At 73.3% G+C, this 16,962-nt stretch carries 14 protein-coding genes; 6 read left to right on the top strand and 8 right to left on the bottom strand.

Features of this window, described 5'->3' with window-relative positions; genetic code table 11:
• Positions 1 to 48: 48 nt before the first annotated feature.
• From ID804_RS04930 to ID804_RS04905, 6 genes are all read left to right on the top strand, one after another.
• Entirely contained in the window at positions 49 to 1,365 is a 1,317-nt protein-coding gene (locus tag ID804_RS04930; protein WP_169077886.1) for a bifunctional o-acetylhomoserine/o-acetylserine sulfhydrylase, read from the top strand.
• Between the two features lie 80 nt (positions 1,366 to 1,445).
• A complete protein-coding gene (gene metX / locus ID804_RS04925; RefSeq protein WP_169077885.1) occupies positions 1,446 to 2,645 on the top strand; it encodes a homoserine O-acetyltransferase MetX in 1,200 nt (399 codons plus the stop codon).
• A gap of 76 nt (positions 2,646 to 2,721) precedes the next feature.
• The gene (locus tag ID804_RS04920; RefSeq protein ID WP_188219163.1) at positions 2,722 to 3,657 is read left to right on the top strand and encodes a hypothetical protein; all 936 of its coding nucleotides are present in this window, start codon (positions 2,722 to 2,724) and stop codon (positions 3,655 to 3,657) included.
• A 60-nt stretch (positions 3,658 to 3,717) separates the two neighbouring features.
• Positions 3,718 to 4,884 (top strand): sensor histidine kinase, encoded by a 1,167-nt coding sequence (locus ID804_RS04915; RefSeq protein WP_169077883.1) that lies wholly within the window; start codon positions 3,718 to 3,720, stop codon positions 4,882 to 4,884.
• On the top strand, positions 4,881 to 6,152 hold the full coding sequence (locus tag ID804_RS04910; protein ID WP_169077882.1) for a hypothetical protein: 1,272 nt from the start codon (positions 4,881 to 4,883) through the stop codon (positions 6,150 to 6,152). Before ID804_RS04915 ends, ID804_RS04910 begins: the two co-directional genes overlap by 4 nt.
• A gap of 84 nt (positions 6,153 to 6,236) precedes the next feature.
• The gene (locus ID804_RS04905) at positions 6,237 to 6,908 is read left to right on the top strand and encodes a response regulator transcription factor (protein ID WP_169077881.1); all 672 of its coding nucleotides are present in this window, start codon (positions 6,237 to 6,239) and stop codon (positions 6,906 to 6,908) included.
• Positions 6,909 to 6,960: 52 nt separating this feature from the next.
• On the opposite strand, the gene ID804_RS04900 is transcribed toward ID804_RS04905, so the two are convergent.
• From ID804_RS04900 to ID804_RS04865, 8 genes are all read right to left on the bottom strand, one after another.
• Positions 6,961 to 8,139: an MFS transporter gene (locus ID804_RS04900; RefSeq protein ID WP_169078683.1), complete on the bottom strand. Its 1,179-nt coding sequence runs from the start codon at positions 8,137 to 8,139 to the stop codon at positions 6,961 to 6,963.
• Between the two features lie 193 nt (positions 8,140 to 8,332).
• The gene (locus tag ID804_RS04895) at positions 8,333 to 10,570 is read right to left on the bottom strand and encodes a glycoside hydrolase family 31 protein (RefSeq protein ID WP_169077880.1); all 2,238 of its coding nucleotides are present in this window, start codon (positions 10,568 to 10,570) and stop codon (positions 8,333 to 8,335) included.
• Entirely contained in the window at positions 10,567 to 11,745 is a 1,179-nt protein-coding gene (locus tag ID804_RS04890) for a glycoside hydrolase family 15 protein (protein WP_169077879.1), read from the bottom strand. The genes ID804_RS04895 and ID804_RS04890 overlap by 4 nt, the downstream gene beginning before the upstream one ends.
• A 69-nt stretch (positions 11,746 to 11,814) precedes the next feature.
• Positions 11,815 to 13,065: an ABC transporter substrate-binding protein gene (locus ID804_RS04885; protein WP_169077878.1), complete on the bottom strand. Its 1,251-nt coding sequence runs from the start codon at positions 13,063 to 13,065 to the stop codon at positions 11,815 to 11,817.
• Between the two features lie 81 nt (positions 13,066 to 13,146).
• Entirely contained in the window at positions 13,147 to 14,004 is an 858-nt protein-coding gene (locus ID804_RS04880; RefSeq protein WP_169077877.1) for a carbohydrate ABC transporter permease, read from the bottom strand.
• Positions 13,997 to 14,968 (bottom strand): carbohydrate ABC transporter permease, encoded by a 972-nt coding sequence (locus ID804_RS04875; RefSeq protein ID WP_211161024.1) that lies wholly within the window; start codon positions 14,966 to 14,968, stop codon positions 13,997 to 13,999. The genes ID804_RS04880 and ID804_RS04875 overlap by 8 nt, the downstream gene beginning before the upstream one ends.
• Entirely contained in the window at positions 14,965 to 16,200 is a 1,236-nt protein-coding gene (locus tag ID804_RS04870) for an ROK family transcriptional regulator (protein ID WP_169077876.1), read from the bottom strand. Before ID804_RS04870 ends, ID804_RS04875 begins: the two co-directional genes overlap by 4 nt.
• A gap of 191 nt (positions 16,201 to 16,391) precedes the next feature.
• Complete coding sequence (locus ID804_RS04865) at positions 16,392 to 16,916, bottom strand: pyridoxine/pyridoxamine 5'-phosphate oxidase (RefSeq protein WP_169077875.1); 525 nt, start codon at positions 16,914 to 16,916, stop codon at positions 16,392 to 16,394.
• Positions 16,917 to 16,962 lie beyond the last annotated feature (46 nt).

Genomic DNA, 16,962 nt, shown 5'->3' with positions numbered 1-16,962 from the left:
GCGCCGTCATCGCCCCCTCGGCGCCCGATCCTTCCAAGGAGCACCCCGATGAGCGACTACCAGTTCGAGACGCTGCAGATCCACGCCGGCGCGCAGCCCGACCCGACGACGAAGGCGCGCGCGACGCCCATTTACCGCTCCACGGCCTACGTCTTCGACGACGCGCAGCACGCGAAGAACCTCTTCGCGCTGGCGGAGTTCGGCAACATCTACACGCGCATCCAGAACCCCACGCAGGATGTCGTCGAGCAGCGCGTCGCCGCGCTCGAGGGCGGCACCGCGGCGCTGCTGCTCGCCTCCGGCCAGGCGGCGACGACCTACGCCGTGCTCAACATCGCGCAGGCCGGCGACCACATCGTGTCGTCGTCGAGCATCTACGGCGGCACCTACAACCTGTTCAAGTACACGCTCGCGAAGCTCGGCATCGAGACGACGTTCGTCGAGAACCAGGACGACCCGGCGGCCTGGGCCGCGGCGGTGCGCCCCAACACGAAGCTGTTCTTCGGTGAGACGGTCGGCAACCCGAAGGTCAACATCCTCGACATCTCCGCCGTCGCGGAGGTCGCGCACGAGCACGGGCTGCCGCTCATCGTCGACAACACGATCGCGACCCCCTACCTGATCCGCCCGTTCGAGCACGGCGCCGACATCGTCGTGCACTCGGCGACGAAGTTCCTCGGCGGGCACGGCACCGTGCTCGGCGGCGTCATCGTCGACGGCGGCCGCTTCCCGTGGTCGCAGCACGCCGACCGCTTCCCGGGCCTCACCGAGCCCGACCCCTCGTACCACGGCGCGAGCTACACGGGCGTGCTCGGCGACGGCATCGCCTACATCATCAAGGCGCGCGTGCAGCTGCTGCGCGACATCGGCGCCGCCGTCTCGCCCGACAACGCCTTCGCGCTCATCCAGGGCATCGAGACGCTGAGCCTGCGCATCGAGCGCCACGTGCAGAACGCGCAGGCCGTCGCACGCTGGCTCGAGGCGCACCCCGACGTCGCCTCGGTGTCGTACTCGGGCCTGGAGTCGAGCCCCTGGTTCGGCCACGCGCAGAAGTACGCCCCGAAGGGCGTCGGCGCGGTGCTGTCGTTCGAGCTCAAGGGCGGCGTCGACGCCGGCCGCACGCTCGTCGACTCGGTCGAGCTGTTCAGCCACGTCGCCAACATCGGCGACGTGCGCAGCCTCATCATCCACCCCGCCTCGACGACCCACTCGCAGCTGACGCCCGAGCAGCAGCTCACGGCCGGCGTCACGCCGGGCCTCGTGCGACTCTCGGTCGGCCTCGAGAACATCGACGACATCATCGCCGACCTCGAGCACGGCTTCGCGGCCGCGCGCGCGGTCGTCGCGGCGAACCGCGAGGACTGAGCCGCCGCATCCGGTCGACCGTCGGGCCCCCGCCGTGCTGGCGGGGGCCCGACCTCGTGTGGGCCAGAATGAGAGTCGACATGGACTGGCAGACCCCGGAAGACACGGTGCCCTCGGCGTTCATCACCGAGGCGAACCGTCGCGCGCTCCGCGGCACGCCGCCCGTGACGGGCGCCTGGCGCGAGGGCGACGACCCCGGCGACCGCCTGTTCGCGAACCTCGGGCCGCTCGAGCTGGAATCCGGCGCGCGCCTGCCGCACGTGCGGCTCGCCTACGAGACGTGGGGCGAGCTCAACGCCGACGCGTCGAATGCCGTGCTGGTCTGCCACGCGCTCACGGGCGACAGCCACCTCGCGGGGCGGGCCGGCCGCGGGCATCCGACCGCCGGATGGTGGGGCGGCATCGTCGGGCCGGGCCTCGCGATCGACTCCGACCGCTTCTTCGTCGTCGCCCCGAACATGCTCGGCGGCTGCCAGGGCTCGACGGGGCCGTCGTCGTTCTCGCCCGACGGCACCGAATGGGGTTCGCGCTTCCCCTACCTGACGGTGCGCGATCAGGTCGCCGCGCAGCGGATGCTCGCCGATGCCCTCGGCATCGAGCGCTTCTTCGCCGTCATCGGCGGCTCGATGGGCGGGATGCACGCGCTCGAGTGGGCGGCCACCCACCCCGAGCGGGTCGCGCGCCTGGCCGTGCTCGCCGCGCCCGCGATCTCGAGCGCCGACCAGATCGCCCTGAACTCGGTGCAGCTCGAGGCGATCCGCATGGATCCGGCGTTCCGCGGCGGCGACTACTACGACGAGGCCGAGGGCCCCTACCGCGGGCTCGCGCTCGCCCGGCGCATGGCGCTGCTCAACTACCGCTCGCCCGACGAGCTCAACGAGCGCTTCGAGCGGTCATGGCAGGGCGTGCTCGACCCGCTCGGGCAGGGCGGGCGCTTCGCCGTCGAGAGCTACCTCGACTTCCACGGCAACAAGTTCACGCGCCGCTTCGACGCCAACAGCTACGTGCGTCTGGTCGAGGCGATGACCTCGCACGACGTCTCGCGCGGTCGCGGCTCGCTCGCCGACGCGCTCGGCCGGGTCACGGCGACCTCGCTCGTGCTCGGCATCGACACCGACCGGCTGTTCCCGGTCGAGCAGCAGCAGGCGATCGCCGCCCACCTGCCCTCGACGATCCACGGCAGCGAGGCGGTCGTGATCTCCTCCCCCTTCGGCCACGACGCCTTCCTCATCGAGGATGACCTCGTCGGGCCGCACCTGGCCGCGCTGCTCGCGAGCTGAGCCGGTGATGTCCGCGCCCGCGCGCCTGCTGCCCCCTGGGGCGGCGCTGCGGGCTCGGAGGAGGGCCGCGGCCGCCGTGCCCCTCATCGCGCTACTGGCCGGCTGCGCGGGCACCGCGCCGGAGGCGGCGCCCGACGCGACGCCGGGCGACCGCCCCGCCGCGGGTGCCGCCGCCTGGGCCGAGGCACCGCGCCCCGCCGCGCTCGACGAGGTGCGCGTCATCGCCGAGGTGTACCGCACGCGCATCGACCCCTCGCGCGGCGGCATCCAGCTCACGGTGCGCAACGAGGGGGATGCCCCGCTCGCGCTCGCCGCCGCCCGACTCACCTCGCCGCTGCTCGCCGCCGAGCCCGTGCGCGACGACCGGGCGCTCATCCCGGCCGGCGGCGCGCGGGATCTGCCGCTGACCCTGCCCGCCGCGGTGTGCCCTGCCGACGCCGCCGAGGCGACAAAGCCCGAGCCGCCCGAGGCGGTGCTCGCCGTGCCGCTCGCCGACGGCTCGACCGCCGAGCTGCGCGTGCCCACGACCGACCGGCTGGGGCAGTGGGCCGACTGGTTCGCAGACGCGTGCTTGGCCGAGGCGGTCGCCGACGCGGCGCAGCTGCGGGTGCGCGTGCCGTCGGGCACGAGCGCCGCGGGCGGCACGGTCGAGGTTGAGCTCGTCGCGAGCCCGCGCCGCGCGGCCGGCGGTGCGGGCGCAGGCGGCGTCGAGCTGCGGCTCGTGAGCGTGGCCGGCACGGTGCTGCTGGGGCCGCTCGACGCCGACGGGCGGGCCGCGACGAGCATCCCCCTGGATCGTCTCCTCGAGCCGCAGAGCGAGCAGGTCGTCACGCTGCGCTTCACCCCGAACCGCTGCGACGCTCACGCGATCGCCGACGACAAGCAGGGCACGCTGTTCCGCGTCGAGGTGGCGCTCGGCGACCGCGCCGGCATCGTCACGGTCGCCGCCGATGCGCCGACGAAGGATGCGATCTACGCCGCGATCACCGCCGCATGCGCCGCGGATGGCTGAGGCGGGCGGCGTGGTGAAAGAATGTCGACCGAGCGACCCGACGCTCACCGACGGAGAAGCATGGACCTGATCGCGAAGGAGCGCCGCGCGCTCCTCCAGCGTGCCGCGCGCGCGTTCGGGCTCGCCGGGGTCGTGCTCACCGCGCTGTGCGTCTCGCTGCCCGGCATCGTCGACCCCGACGTGCTGCCCTCGGTGCTCATCGTGCTCGGCGGCCAGGCGGCCGCGCTCGTCATGGTGGGGCGCTCGGGCAACGTCGGCTGGGTGATCCTGACGATCGTGCTCGGCTGCGGCGCCCTCGCGCTCGCGCAGCTGCCGTGGGGCGAGTCGGCGAACGTCGCGCTGCCGATCGCGCTCGCACCGCTCGGCGCGGCTGGCACCGGCGCCGTCGGCATGGTGCTCAGCGAGGGCACCGGCCGGTGGATCCTCTGGGCGCTCGGTGCACTCGGCGCGAGCGCCCTCGTGGCGAGCGCAGGCCCCACGAGCGGCTACGTCTCGGTGCCCGCGATCGCGTCGCTCGCCGCCTGGGTGATCACGTTCATCATTGGCATCTGGGTGACGGCGGGCGTGCAGCGCGCCATGCGCCGCATCGAGCAGATCGGTCGCTCGCACCAGGCCGAGCGGCACGCGAGCGAGCTCGAGGCGCAGCGCAGGCAGGGCGCGCGGCTGCTGCACGACACGGTGCTCGCGACCCTCACCCTGCTCGCCCACTCGGGCGTCGGCGTGAGCGCCGAGGCGCTGCGCCAGCAGGCCGAGGAGGACGCCCGCCTGCTGCGCCAGCTGCGGCTCGGCTCGACGCCCATGCCGCGATTCTCGGGCTCGTACAGCCTCGAGCCCGTCGGCGAGACGACGCTCGGCACGACGCTGGAATCGGTCAAGCAGCGCTTCCTGCGCATGGGCCTCACGGTGCGCTGGCACGGCACCGGTCACGTGCTGCTGCCCAACGACGTGCTCGACGCCTTCCTGCTCGCCCTCGCCGAGTGCCTGGAGAACGTGCGCCGGCACGCGGGCGTCGATGAGGCCGACGTCACCATTACCGAGGCCGACGACATCGTGCGGGCCGTCGTGACCGACGCGGGCGTCGGCTTCTCCCCCGAGACGATCCCCTCCGACCGGCTGGGCTTCCGCGAGTCGGTCGTCGCCCGGCTCGGCAACGTGGGCGGCAGCGCGCGCGTCTTCTCGACGCCCGGGGCGGGCACGACCGTGATGCTGGAGGTGCCGCGGCGATGAGCAGTCTGCCGACGAACCCCCGCTACACGCTGCCGGAGGAGAGCACCCTCGGCGGGAGCATCCGCCCCGCCGGCGCGCGCTCGTCGGTGCGCCGCGGCACCGCGACCTCGACGCACGCCTCCGCCCTCGGCTCGGGCTTCCTCGGCATCGGCATGGCGATCGTCGCGGCCCTGCAGTCGATGATCGGCGTGGGCCTGTTCTTCCTGCGCGCGGAGGAGTACCCGAGCCTGCTGCCGGGCCTCGGCGCCTGGCTGCTGCTGCTCGTGACCTTCCTGGGCCTCATCGTCACGATCTCCGCGACGGGCGAGCGCCTGCCCGACTGGCTCTACGGCTTCTTCCTCGCCGCGCTCGCCGCCGTCGTCTGGCTCGACTTCATGGCGATCGCCCCGCTCGGCGACGTCGGGCGCTACGCGACGGCCTCGGTGAGCGCGGGCTTCGTGCTGCTCATCGTTGTGACGCTGCGCGCCGGGTGGGAGGTGCTCGTCGCGACGGGCGCGCTCGGCACCGCCTTCCTCGTGGCGATCATCCTGACGACGCCGCTGACGCCCGTCACGATCCCGCATCAGCTGGTCACGCTCGCGCTCGCGGTCGCCCCCGGCGTGACCGGCGTGCTGCTGGTCGCCGCCTTCGAGCGGATGCTCAAGCGCGAGCTCGACCGCGTGCTCGTGCAGTCGACCGTCACGGCGCCGCGCCTCGCCGTCGGCATGCTCGCCTCCGAGGAGCTCGCGCGCCTCGATCTCGCCGCGGAGGAGCTGCTCGACGCGGTCGCGATCGGCGGCGCCCCGCTGCCGCTGCCGCCGGAGCTCTCGTCACGCGCGGCGACGCTCGCGACCGAGCTGCGCCTGCACCTGCTGGAGGGTCGCCGCGAGACGTGGCTCTTCCACGCCGTCGCCGAATCGGAGCAGCTCGGCCGCCGCGTCACGATCAGCGACCCCGGCACGCTCGCGGGCCTGCTCGACGACCAGCAGCGCGACGCCCTGCTGGCGGCGCTGTGGATGCTCGGGGCCGACCCCGTCGGCTCCCCCGCCGCCGAGTCGGTCACCGTCGCCCTCGGCCCCATGACCACCGGCCGCGTCGACCCGGACGGTCGCTCGATCGTGCCGATCCTCATCGAGGTCGCCGGTCTGCGCCGGAATCGCGTGGATCCGGGTGTGTGGGAGGCCCTGGATCGGGTCGGCCGGTACAGTGACACCACGGCATCCCATCTCGTGCGCATCGAGATCGACTGCCCGGTCGAGAATCCTGTCGACGCGGGCCGGACGAGCTAGAGCGGGCGGGGCGGGCGACGAACCCGATCGTCGCGCCGAGGTACCAGCGCAGCACCTGCTCCCCTGAGTCGGAGGATCCGAGACATGGCATCTGGAAGCGACCCCATCCGTCTGGCGCTCGTCGACGATCACCGGATGCTCCTGGGCGCGCTCACGGAGTGGATCCGTCAGGCGGCCGACGACATCGAGATGGTCGCCGCGGTCGCGAGCTGGCCCGAGCTGCTCGCCCACCCCGCGTTCCCCGTCGAGGTCGTGCTGCTCGACCTCGACCTCAAGGACAACATCCCCGTCTCGCTCAAGATCCAGACCCTCCGCGCCACGGGCGTCGCGGTCGTGCTCATGAGCACCTACTCCGAGCCGAACGTCGTGCGCGAGGCGCTCAACGCCGGCGCCCTCGGCTACCTCGTCAAGAGCGAGGATGCGGGCATGATCGTCGAGGCGATCCGCGCGGCGAAGGCCGGCGAGTCGTTCATCTCGGCCGAGCTCGACCTGGCCCTCAACGCCGCCGACGTCGGCGGCTCGCCCCGCCTCAGCGCGCAGGAGCGCCGCGTCATGGCCCTCTACGGCGCGGGCGAGCCCGTCAAGGCCGTCGCGTACCAGCTCGGCATCTCGGAGGAGACCGCCAAGAGCTACCTCAAGCGCATCCGCGAGAAGTACCGCATCGCCGGCATCGACGTCGGCACGAAGGTGGGACTGCGGAAGCAGGCGATCGCCGACGGCATCCTCGTCGACGCGCCGGGCAGCTTCCAGGCCTGACCTTCGGCGGGCGCGCGGCCGACGCGCGACCATTGCGCGGCCGATCCGGCGCTCAGCGAGCGTCGGCGCGCCGCTCGAGGGCCACGCTGAGCACCGCAAGCAGCACGCCCGCGACGGCGAGGGCGAGGCCCACCCACGCGGGCGCGAGCCAGCCCCAGCCGGCGGCCACGACCGCGCCGCCGAGGAACGCGCCGCTCGCGTTGCCGATGTTGAGGGCCGAGTGGTTGAGGGCCGCGGCGAGCGTCTGCGACCGGCCCGCGACATCCATGAGCCGGGTCTGGATGATCGGGCTCACCGCCGCGGCCGAGAACCCGACGAGGAACGTCGCGACGACGAGTCCGACCGTCGTGCCGCCCGCGAGCGCGAGCAGCAGCAGCGAGCCGATGAGGGCCGCGAAGCCCTGGAAAATCGCGCGCACCGTGCCGTGGTCGGCCAGGCGCCCGCCGAGGAGGTTGCCGGCGGTCATGGCGGTGCCGATGACGATGAGCAGCACCGGCACGACGCCGGCGTCGAGGCCGTTGAGCTCGGTCACCATCGGCGCGATGAAGGTGTACATGGCGAAGAAGCCGCCGAAGCCGATCGCCCCGACCGCGAGCGCGAGCCAGACTTGGGGGCGCGCGAGCGCGCTCAGCTCGGAGCGGATCGTCGAGGTCGCATCGCCCGGCTGCCACGGCACGAGTGCGCGCACCGCGAGGACGGTGGCCGCGAAGATGCCCGCGACGAGCAGGTAGGCGGGCCGCCAGCCGTGCTGCTGCCCCACCCAGGTGATGACGGGCACGCCGATGACGGTCGCGACGGTGAGCCCGGAGAGCACGAGCGCGACGCCCTGCCCGCGCTTGCCCGGCCCCATGAGGTCGGCGGCGACGAGCGCGGCGACGCCGAAGTAGGCGCCGTGCGGCAGGGCCGCGACGAAGCGCGCGGCCGTGACGCTCTCGAAGGTGGGCAGCAGCGCCGAGGCGAGCGTCGCGAGCGTGAACGCGGTAGCGAGCCACAGCAGCAGGGTGCGGCGCGGCAGGCGTGCGGCGAAGGCTGCGATGACGGGCGCCCCCACGACCACGCCGAGCGCGTAGGCGGTGATGAGCCAGCCGGCGCGCGCGATCGCGAGGTCGGGGCTGGCGGCATGGATGCCCGGCAGCAGGTCGCGCGCGAGCTCGGGCAGCAGCCCCATCGCCACGAACTCGGTCGAGCCGATGCCGAAGCCGCCCAGGCTCAGGGCGAGCAGCGCGGCGATGACGCGGCGGCGGCTCAGGGGTGCGCCGTGGCGGTCGCGCGCGACGAAGGGCTCGTGCTCGGGCTCGACGACGGGGATGGGCGCGGTGGGGAAGCTCACGGGACCTCGATCGGGGTGGGGACCCGGACATCCTATCGAAACGATTCGATGCCGGGCCCCCGCGCGCGGCGTCGCGGCCCGCGACGGCTCGCGCTCAGCCCTCGAAGACCGGGCGCAGCCGCGGCCAGGCCTCGGCGCGCACGTAGACGGGCGCCTCGTCCCACGCCACCGGGCGCTCGTCGACGCCGCCGCCCGCGACCGGCTCGCCGCTGAACGCGTGCACCCACTCCCCCGCGGGCAGCGTCGCGGCGTGCTCAAGCGCCCCCTCCTCGGTGACGGGCGAGACGAGCAGGTCTCGGCCGAGCATCCACTGCAGGGGGTGGGCCCACAGCCGCTCGTCGGTCGGCCAATCGAAGAACAGCGGTCGCATGAGCGAGCTGCCGCGCTCGATCGCGGCCGCGGTCTCGGCCTCGAGGTAGGGCACGAGTCGCTCGCGCAGCGCCACCAGGCGGCGCACGCTCGGCAGCACGCGCTCGTCGCCCGTGCGGTCGGCGATGTTCCACGGCGTGCGGTCGCGCGAGGGCGAGCGGTGGTGGTTGAACTCCGAGTGGTATTGCATGATCGGCACGAAGGCGGCGGCCGCCATCGAGCGCACGTAGAGCTCGGCGGTGGGGATCTCGCCGCTGAAGCCCGCGAGATCCCACCCCCAGTAGAGGATGCCGCTCGCGGTCGCGCTGAGCCCCGCGATCAGCGACCAGCGGAACGCCTCCCAGGTGGAGTTCTCGTCGCCCGCCCAGAACGCCCCGTGCGCCTGCGAGCCGGTGAAGCCGGCGCGCGAGAACGTCACGGGCGCCTTGCCGCAGCGTCGCAGCAGGTCGCCGTAGGCCTTCGCGTAGGCGACGGGGAAGGTGTTGTTGCCCTCGTCGCCGCGGCGACCGTCGAGGTAGCGCAGCTCGCGCCCCCAGGCGTGCTCGCCGCCGTCGGTCTTGAAGCCGTCGATGCCGAGCTCGTCGACGAGGTAGCGGCGCTTCTCCGTCCACCAGTGCGCGGCGCGCTCGTCGGTGAGGTCGGGCATGAGCGCGAGCGGGAACCACCAGCCGCGGTTGCGGTAGGGCCGCAGCGAGCCGTCGGGCGCCTCGTCGCGGATCAGCACGCCCTCGCGGACGGCCGCGGCGGCGTCGGCCGCGACCTGCCCGCGCGGGTGCGGCCGCATCTTGATGAGCGGGATCTGCCACAGCACCACGCGTACGTCGCGGGCGTGCAGCTCGTCGACCATGCCCTTCGGGTCGGGCCACGCCCCATCGGCGGGGTACGTGAAGTCGCCCAGGCGCATCGGCCCGCCGTCGTCGCGCGGCGCGTACTGCGCGTCGCGCCAGACGGTGAAGGTGCTCTCGTCGCTCCAGGCCTCGATGACGACGCTGCCGACGGGGATGCCGTGCTCGCGATGCGCATCCATCTGCCGCAGCACCTCGGCCTGCGTGTTCCACTCGTTGCCGCTCGCCCACAGCCGGAACACCCAGCCGGGCAACTGCTCGGGCCGCCCGACCTCGGCGAGGAAGGCGTCGAGCACCTCGTGCGGCGTGCCGGTGTACCCCGCGACCTCGATGACGGCGTCGGATGCGGTGCTCGCGGCGTCGACCTCCGCCTCGATCACGAGGCGGTCGGCCGGCGAGACCCCCACGTCGAACCACGACCGCCGAGTCGTGCGCACGTGGAACCCCCAGCCGCGCCCGCCCACCACGTGCGCGAACGGCATCGGCAGGTAGGTCTTGCGCTCGGCGCCCTGCGACTTGTACTGCTCGAAGACGACGGCGTCGAGGCTCTGCCCGCGGTGGTCGAGAGCGTCGAAGCGCTCGCCGAAGCCCGCGACGCGCTCCCCCGGGGCGAGCGCGAGCGCGAAGCGGATGCGCAGCAGCCGGTCGCCGTCGTCGAGCACCTGAACGCTCCCCGGCACGAGGCCGGCCGCGTCGGCCACGCCCGAGAGGGCGTCGTCGGCGGCGCGCCAGCGGGCCGAGCGCACCGGGAACCACCGGGTCGCCTGGCTGCGCGGCGCCTCGGCCGGGCCGCCGACGAAGCGATAGCGGTGGGCGCGGCCGACCGGCGGAGCGTCGATCGTCACGGCGAAGCCGCTCGCCGCCCGCGCGAGGCGCGCCTGCGCGCTCGCCAGGTGCCCGCCGTCGACCGTCTGCCCGCGCGAACGGCGCTGGGCGCGATCGAGTGGATGCTCGACGACCCGCTCGCCGTCGTCCCACTGCAGCACCACCGCATCCACTTCGGGGGTGACGCGCACGCCGAGCGTGAGCGGTCGCCCCACGACGGGATCGACCGGGTCGCGCTGCTCGGTGTCGACGGAATACGGGTGGCCGGAGCCGAAGGGACGGTGGCGGATCACAGAATGGCCTTGGGGTCGCGGGCGGGCAGGACGGAGAGCGGCTCGAGCACGCCGAGCTCGACGGCGAGGCGCACGACCATGGCGTGGCTCCACAGCAGCGGCGTCGCGACGGTGCCCCAGCGGTCGAGCCACTCCTGACGGCGCTCAGGGGCGAGCAGGTGGTCGGGAACCTGCTCGGGCAGCCAGCCCTCGGCCGTGACCGTGCCGGCGGCCCAGCGCAGCAGCTCGAGGGCGTGCGCGCGGTGCCCGGCGGCGGCGTGCGCGAGCCCGAGCATGCAGCTCAGCAGCGGCCACTGGCCGCCGCCGTAGAAGGTGTCGGCGAGGTAGCGATGCACGCCGCCGCCGACGCTAAGCGCCGCTTCGACCGCGCGGATGCTCGCGAGACCAAGCGGGCTGCGCGCGTCGACGACGCCCAGCGGCGCGATCACGGCCGCGAGCGAGGCGTCGACCTCGGTCGAGCCGAGCCACTTCGCCAGGTGCCCGTCGTGCACGCCCTCGGCGAGCAGCAGGGTGCGGGCCGCGGCGGCCCCCCCGAGGGCGCGGGCCGCGAGCGGCGGCTCGAGCACGCGCGAGCGGGCGGCCGCCTCGAGGCCGGCGACGACGCATCCGAGCGTCGAGACGTGCACGTGCTGGGAGTGCTCCTCCCACCAGTCGTAGCAGGGCCGGCGCCAGGTCGCGAGCAGGTACTCGGTGCTGAGGCGGATGCCCGTGGCCCACCGGTCGAGGTCGAGGCCGTGCCGCTCGGCGTGGGCGACGACCGCCCACACCCAGGTGCCGTAGCCGTCGGTCTGGAAATCCCACCAGTCGTCGTCGCCCTCGGCGCCGTCGAAGGTGAAGCGCGTGGCGAGCATGCGCTCGTCGGGCAGCGGGGTGCCGGCGGCCTCGGCGGCGACGATCTCGGCGATCGTGTCGCGGCGCTGGAGGAGCATCCGCCCGCACCAGTCGAAGAAGCGCGAGGCGGAGTCAATGGCGCCCGCCGCCGACATGCCGTCGGCGATGAAGGCGCCGTCGCGGAACCACGAGTATCCGGCGTAGGCCGAGAACGTGGGGCTCGCGGGGTAGGCGCCGCCGGCGTGCTGCAGTCGCTCGATGAGGGCGACGCTGTCGGCGGCGAGCCGCGCGATCGCGGCCTCGGGGTGCTCGTCGGGGTGGACGGGGGTGGCAGGGGTGGTCATGGTGCCCTCCTGGGCGAGCCGGGGTCGGGGCGCCGAGCGCGTCGGCGCCCCGACCGAGCGAGGGCTGGACTAGCCGGCGAGGACGGCGTTGATGCGCTCCTCGGCGCTCGCGAGCGCCTCCTCGACGCTCTTGCGGCCGGCCTGGGCCTCGACGAGCTCCTCGCCGATGATGTCCTGCATCTCGGTCTGGCCGTTCGCGACTACCGGCGGTAGCGCGACGCCGTCGAGCGAGTCGAAGACGGCCTGACGGTTGGCGGGGGCGTCCTTCTCGAGGTAGGTCGCGAGCGCGGCCTCGTCGGCGACCGGCGGCAGCTCCCAGCCGGCGTCGAGGCGCGTGTCGACCATCACCTGCGAGGAGGTCAGGAACTCGGCCCACTTCGTGGCGGCCTCGATGTGCTCGGAGCTCGCCGAGACGCCGACGGCGTTCGAGAACACGGCGCTCGCCTGCTCGGTGTTGCCCGGCTCGACCGCGATGTCCCACGCGAAGGGCGCGTCGGCGAAGGCGCCGAACATCCAGATGCCGGTGTGCAGCATGCCGAGCTTGCCCTCGAGGAAGAGGTTCGTGTCGAAGTCGGGCGTGCCCTGGCCCTGCTCGATCGTCGGCATGACCGTGCCGCTCTTGCCGACGAGCCACTCGGCCGCCTCGATGCCACCCGGGGTGTTGAAGGCGACCGCGGTGCCGTCGTCGGTGAGGAACGACTCGCCGTTCTGCTCGAGCACCTTGTAGTACTCGTAGAACGACACCGGCTGGTGGCTGCCCCAGACGCCCGCGGCCTCGTCGGTGATCGCCTCGGCGGCGGCGCGCTCGTCCTCCCACGTCCAGTCGGCCGTGGGGTACTCGAGCCCGGCGGCGTCAAAGAGGTCGGCGTTGTAGAACATGACGACCGTCGAGAACGAACTCGGCAGCGCGTACGAGGTGCCGTCGGTCGAGTACGCCTCGAGCAGCGACGGGCGGTAGGCGTCGGGATTCGAGACCTCGAGCGGGGCGAGCACGCCGTTCGCCTGGTAGGCGGCGTAGTTGGCGTACTCGATGTCGAACACGTCGGCGACGCTGCCCGCCGCGAGGTCGGTCTGCAGCGCCGTGCCGTAGTCGGCGTAGGGCAGCGTCGTGACCTCGACGGTGATGCCGGGATTCTCATCCTCGAAGGCCGCGACGATGGCCTCGAGGTTCTCCTCGTTGCCGCCGTTGGAGATGAAGTTCGAGTACGTGATCGTGACCTCCTCGGCGGAGGCGTCGCCCTCGGCGGGCGACGCCGCGCAGCCGGCGAGCAGGAGGGCCGCGCCGGCGAGGCCGGCGACGACGGGGACGGTGCGGTTCATGCGGGTGATCTCCTTCGATCAGATGGTGCGAGGGGTGGAGAGGGGTGGGGTGGAGCGAGGGTCGGGGATGCTCGCGCCGGCTCACTTGAGGCCGGCGCTCGCGACCCCCTGGATGATGTGCTTCTGGGCGATGAGGTAGAGGGCGAGCATGGGCAGCACGCTCACGACCGAGCCGGCCATGACGACGTCCCACGCCGTCGTGTACTGGCCCTGCAGCCCGGCGAGGGCGATCGGGAGCGTCTGCAGCTCGGGGTCGCGCAGCACGACCAGCGGCCACAGGAAGCTGTTCCAGCTGCCCATGAAGGCGAAGATCGTGAGCGTCGCGAGCGCGGGGCGGATGTTCGGCAGGATGATCGAGAGGAAGATGCGGCCGTGCCCGGCGCCGTCGAGCGTCGCCGCCTCATCGAGCTCGCGCGGCACCTGGTTGATCGCCTGCCGCAGCAGGAAGATGCCGAAGGCGCTCGCGAAGCTCGGCAGCAGCGCCCCCAGATAGGTGTTGAGCAGGCCGAAGGCGCGCAGCTCGGCGAAGAGGGGCACGATGAGCACCTGCAGCGGCACCATCATCGTCGCGAGGTAGATCGCGAACACCACCCCGCGCCCCCGGAACGGCAGGCGGCTGAAGGCGTAGGCGGCCGTCGCGCTCGTGACGAGCTGGATGACCGTGGTCGCCACGGCGAGGCCCAGGCTGTTGAGCACGACCCGCGCGAAGGGGCGCTCGGCGAAGAGCGTCGCGTAGGCCTCCAGCGAGGGGTCGCTCGGCCACAGCTGCGGGCGCAGCGTGAGGCCCGCGCCGGGCGTGATCGACGTGATGACCGTCCACGCGAAGGGGAACAGCATCGCGAGCGCGCCGACGATCACGACCGCGTGCAGCAGCACCGAGGCCGGGCTCGTGCGGCGGCGGCGCGCGCGAGCGGGGCGAGTGACGAGGCGCTCAGACATAGTGCACCCAGCGCTTCTGGCCGATGATCTGCACGACGGTGACGGCGAGGATGACGGCGAAGAGCATCCATGACAGGGCGGCGGCCTCGCCGGCGGCCCCGTAGCGGAAGGTGAGGTCGTAGATCTGCTGCACGACGACCTGGCTCGCGCCGCCCGGGCCTCCCCCGGTCATCGCGTAGACCTGGTCGAAGACCTGGAAGCCGTTGATGAGCGAGATCACGACGACGAAGAAGGTGCTGGGGCTCAGCATCGGCAGCGTGATCGACCACAGTCGGCGCCACGGGCCGGCGCCGTCGACGCGCGCGGCATCGTACAGGTCGGGGTTGATCGCCTGCAGGCCCGCGAGCAGGATCACCATGACGAAGCCGACGTCCTTCCACGCGCTCGCGAGCACGATCGACGGCATCGCCCACGCCGGGTCGGTCCACCAGCCGGGGCCGTCGATGCCGAGGCCGGCGAGGGCGGTGTTGACGATGCCCGTCGAGGGGTTCAGCAGCCAGCGCCAGACGAGGGCGACGACGATCCAGCTCGTGACGACGGGCAGGAAGTAGATGCCGCGCCACAGCGAGCGACCCTTGAGCGCCTGATTGAGCGCCAGAGCCAGCAGCAGGCCGCCGACGTAGACCAGCGGCAGGTAGCCGATGATGTAGCCGACGGTGTGCAGGAAGACGTCGCCAGTCGCGGGGTCCGCGAGCAGGCTCGCGAAGTTGTCGAGCCCGACGAAGCGCATGGGGGCGATGAGGTTCCAGTCGTGCAGGCTGATCCACACGGCGGCGATCATCGGGCCGATGACGAACAGGGCGAGCGGGATGGCGCTCGGCAGCAGGAACGCGAGCACCACGAGCGCGTACCTCACTCGGGCGGCGCGGCTGCGGCCGGCGCGCGGGGCTGCGGCGGGCATCCGGGTCGGGGGTGCGCTCTCGGCGGCCTCCGCGATCGCCTGCGGCGCGGCGAGGATGCTCATCGCGCGCCACCCGGGGATGCCGAGCCGCTCGCGCCGTCGCCGGCGACTCCGGCCTGCGTGACGAGTCGCTGGCGCACGAGGTCGCCCTGCTCGCCGGCGAGACCCTCGGCGTCGAAGGGCGTCGCGAGCACGAGCGTCGCCGCACCCTGCGCCCAGCTGTCGTCCTGCCACGACTCGACCGCGACCGGCAGCCCGCGGCGCGACGCCATGAGGGCGGCGCGGAAGGCGGGCTCGAAGCCGAACGACCAGTGCTCCCAGTCGGCGGTGCCCTCGCCAAGCACGATGATGATCTCCGGGTCGAGCGCGTGCACGAGCCCGGCGAGCGTGCGGCCGAGCAGGTGCCCGGCCTCCTCGAAGACGGCCACGGCGGCCGCGTCGCCCGAGGCGGCCGCCGAGCGCAGCGCCGCGATGCCCGCGCTCGCGCCGATGACGCCGCGCTCGCGCGCCGTGCGCACGAGGCCCGCCTCGCCCACGAAGGTCTCGAGGCAGCCGATGCCGCCGCACGAGCAGACGGGGCCGGTCTCGCGCACAGGGATGTGGCCGATCTCGCCGGCGCCGCCGCTCGTGCCGCGCACGACGAGACCGTCGATGACGATCGCGGCGCCGACGCCGGTGCCGATCGTGACGACGAGGAAGCTGCGGTGCCGCTGGCCGAGGCCGTAGAGCCGCTCGGCCATCGCGAGGGCGTTGACGTTGTTCTCGACGAGCACGGGCATGCGCAGCTCACGCCGCAGCGTGTCGCCGATGGGCGCGTTGCGCCAGCCGAGCTGCGTGGAGTTGACGACGCCGCTGGCCTGGGCATCCACCTCGCCGGGCACGCCCACGCCGATGCCCAGCAGCGGGGTGTCGGCGCCGCCGTCGATGAAGCGGCGCAGCAGGCCAACGAGCTCGGTGAGCATCGTCGTCGAGGCCGCCTCGAAGGGCTCGGAGGCGGTGCGCACGACGCCGCCATCGATGCCGACCTCCACGAAGGCGACGTGGTCGGCGGCGACCTTCACGCCCACCGCCCGACCCGCCTCGGCGACGAGACCGAGCATGCGCGCGGGCCGCCCGCCCTGCGAGGCCTGCTGCTCGCGCTCTGAGATGAGCCCGTCGGCGATGAGGTCTTTCGTGAGCTGCGTCATCAGCGCCGGCGAGACCGCGAGCGCGCGGGCCAGCTCGGCGCGCGAGGCGGGACCGTGGGCACCGAGGTGGGCGAGGATCGCCGACCGGTTGACGTCGGAGCGGGCCATCGGGCGAGACATCATCGTTCCCCTTAGTTCAGGACTAAACAAACCGTAGAATGAAGTCCCGAAAGATGTCAAGCGTTGGCGCGCGGACACGCCGACGCCGCCCGGCCGAAAAGGCGACGGGCGGCGTCGGGGAAAGGGAACGGCGGTGCGGCGAGGCGAGCGGCGCGGCGCAGCGCGCACCGCAGGGGGGGTCAGCCGCCGAAGCGGTACCAGTGGCGCACGTGGTCGCGGTCGTGCCGCGCCTGCCAGAACTCGATCTCGGTCGGCGTGAGCGCCCACGCCGCCCAGTCGGGGTTCGTGTCGCCCGTCGTCGCCGGGCGGGCGCGCCAGTCGGCGGCGGCGACCTCGCTCGGCAGCTCCTCGACCTCACCGGTGACGCGCACCTGTCGGCCCCGGGTCGGCCAGTAGAAGGTGAGCGCGGCGGAGGGGTTCGCGGCGAGGTCGACGCCCTTGCGGGTGGAGCGGGCGCCAGCGAAGACCCAGAGGCCGTCGACGAGGTCTTTCAGGATGAGCGTGCGCGCGGTCACGTGCCCGGTCGGGCCGGCGGTCGACAGCGTGCACGCGTGCGGCTGTAGCACGCCGTGGGCGAGAGCGTCGTCGAGCCATGCGACGAAGAGCTGCTGCGGGTCGGCGGGCGCCGACTCGGGGTCGAAGGTCGGCAGCTCGGCGGGGAAGTCGGGCAGGGATCGCAGGCGGTCGCGCTGGGGCTCGATCATGGCGTCAGCGTAGACCGGGCATCCCCGTGAATCGAGTGCGCACGCG

The organism is Microcella alkalica, from assembly GCF_014595885.1.
GTDB classification, from domain to species: Bacteria; Actinomycetota; Actinomycetes; order Actinomycetales; family Microbacteriaceae; genus Microcella; species Microcella alkaliphila_B.
Note: the sequence above shows the minus strand (reverse complement) of the source record. Positions and strands in the feature narration are given on the sequence as shown.

Excerpts from the sequence above, each read along its gene's own strand:
- ID804_RS04870 (WP_169077876.1), bottom strand. The coding sequence starts at position 16,200 with ATGGCCCGCTCCGACGTCAACCGGTCGGCGATCCTCGCCCACCTCGGT.
- ID804_RS04910 (WP_169077882.1), top strand. The coding sequence starts at position 4,881 with ATGAGCAGTCTGCCGACGAACCCCCGCTACACGCTGCCGGAGGAGAGC.
- ID804_RS04915 (WP_169077883.1), top strand. The coding sequence starts at position 3,718 with ATGGACCTGATCGCGAAGGAGCGCCGCGCGCTCCTCCAGCGTGCCGCG.
- ID804_RS04875 (WP_211161024.1), bottom strand. The coding sequence starts at position 14,968 with ATGAGCATCCTCGCCGCGCCGCAGGCGATCGCGGAGGCCGCCGAGAGC.
- metX (WP_169077885.1), top strand. The coding sequence starts at position 1,446 with ATGGACTGGCAGACCCCGGAAGACACGGTGCCCTCGGCGTTCATCACC.
- ID804_RS04885 (WP_169077878.1), bottom strand. The coding sequence starts at position 13,065 with ATGAACCGCACCGTCCCCGTCGTCGCCGGCCTCGCCGGCGCGGCCCTC.
- ID804_RS04930 (WP_169077886.1), top strand. The coding sequence starts at position 49 with ATGAGCGACTACCAGTTCGAGACGCTGCAGATCCACGCCGGCGCGCAG.
- ID804_RS04890 (WP_169077879.1), bottom strand. The coding sequence starts at position 11,745 with ATGACCACCCCTGCCACCCCCGTCCACCCCGACGAGCACCCCGAGGCC.
- ID804_RS04905 (WP_169077881.1), top strand. The coding sequence starts at position 6,237 with ATGGCATCTGGAAGCGACCCCATCCGTCTGGCGCTCGTCGACGATCAC.
- ID804_RS04865 (WP_169077875.1), bottom strand. The coding sequence starts at position 16,916 with ATGATCGAGCCCCAGCGCGACCGCCTGCGATCCCTGCCCGACTTCCCC.
- ID804_RS04880 (WP_169077877.1), bottom strand. The coding sequence starts at position 14,004 with ATGTCTGAGCGCCTCGTCACTCGCCCCGCTCGCGCGCGCCGCCGCCGC.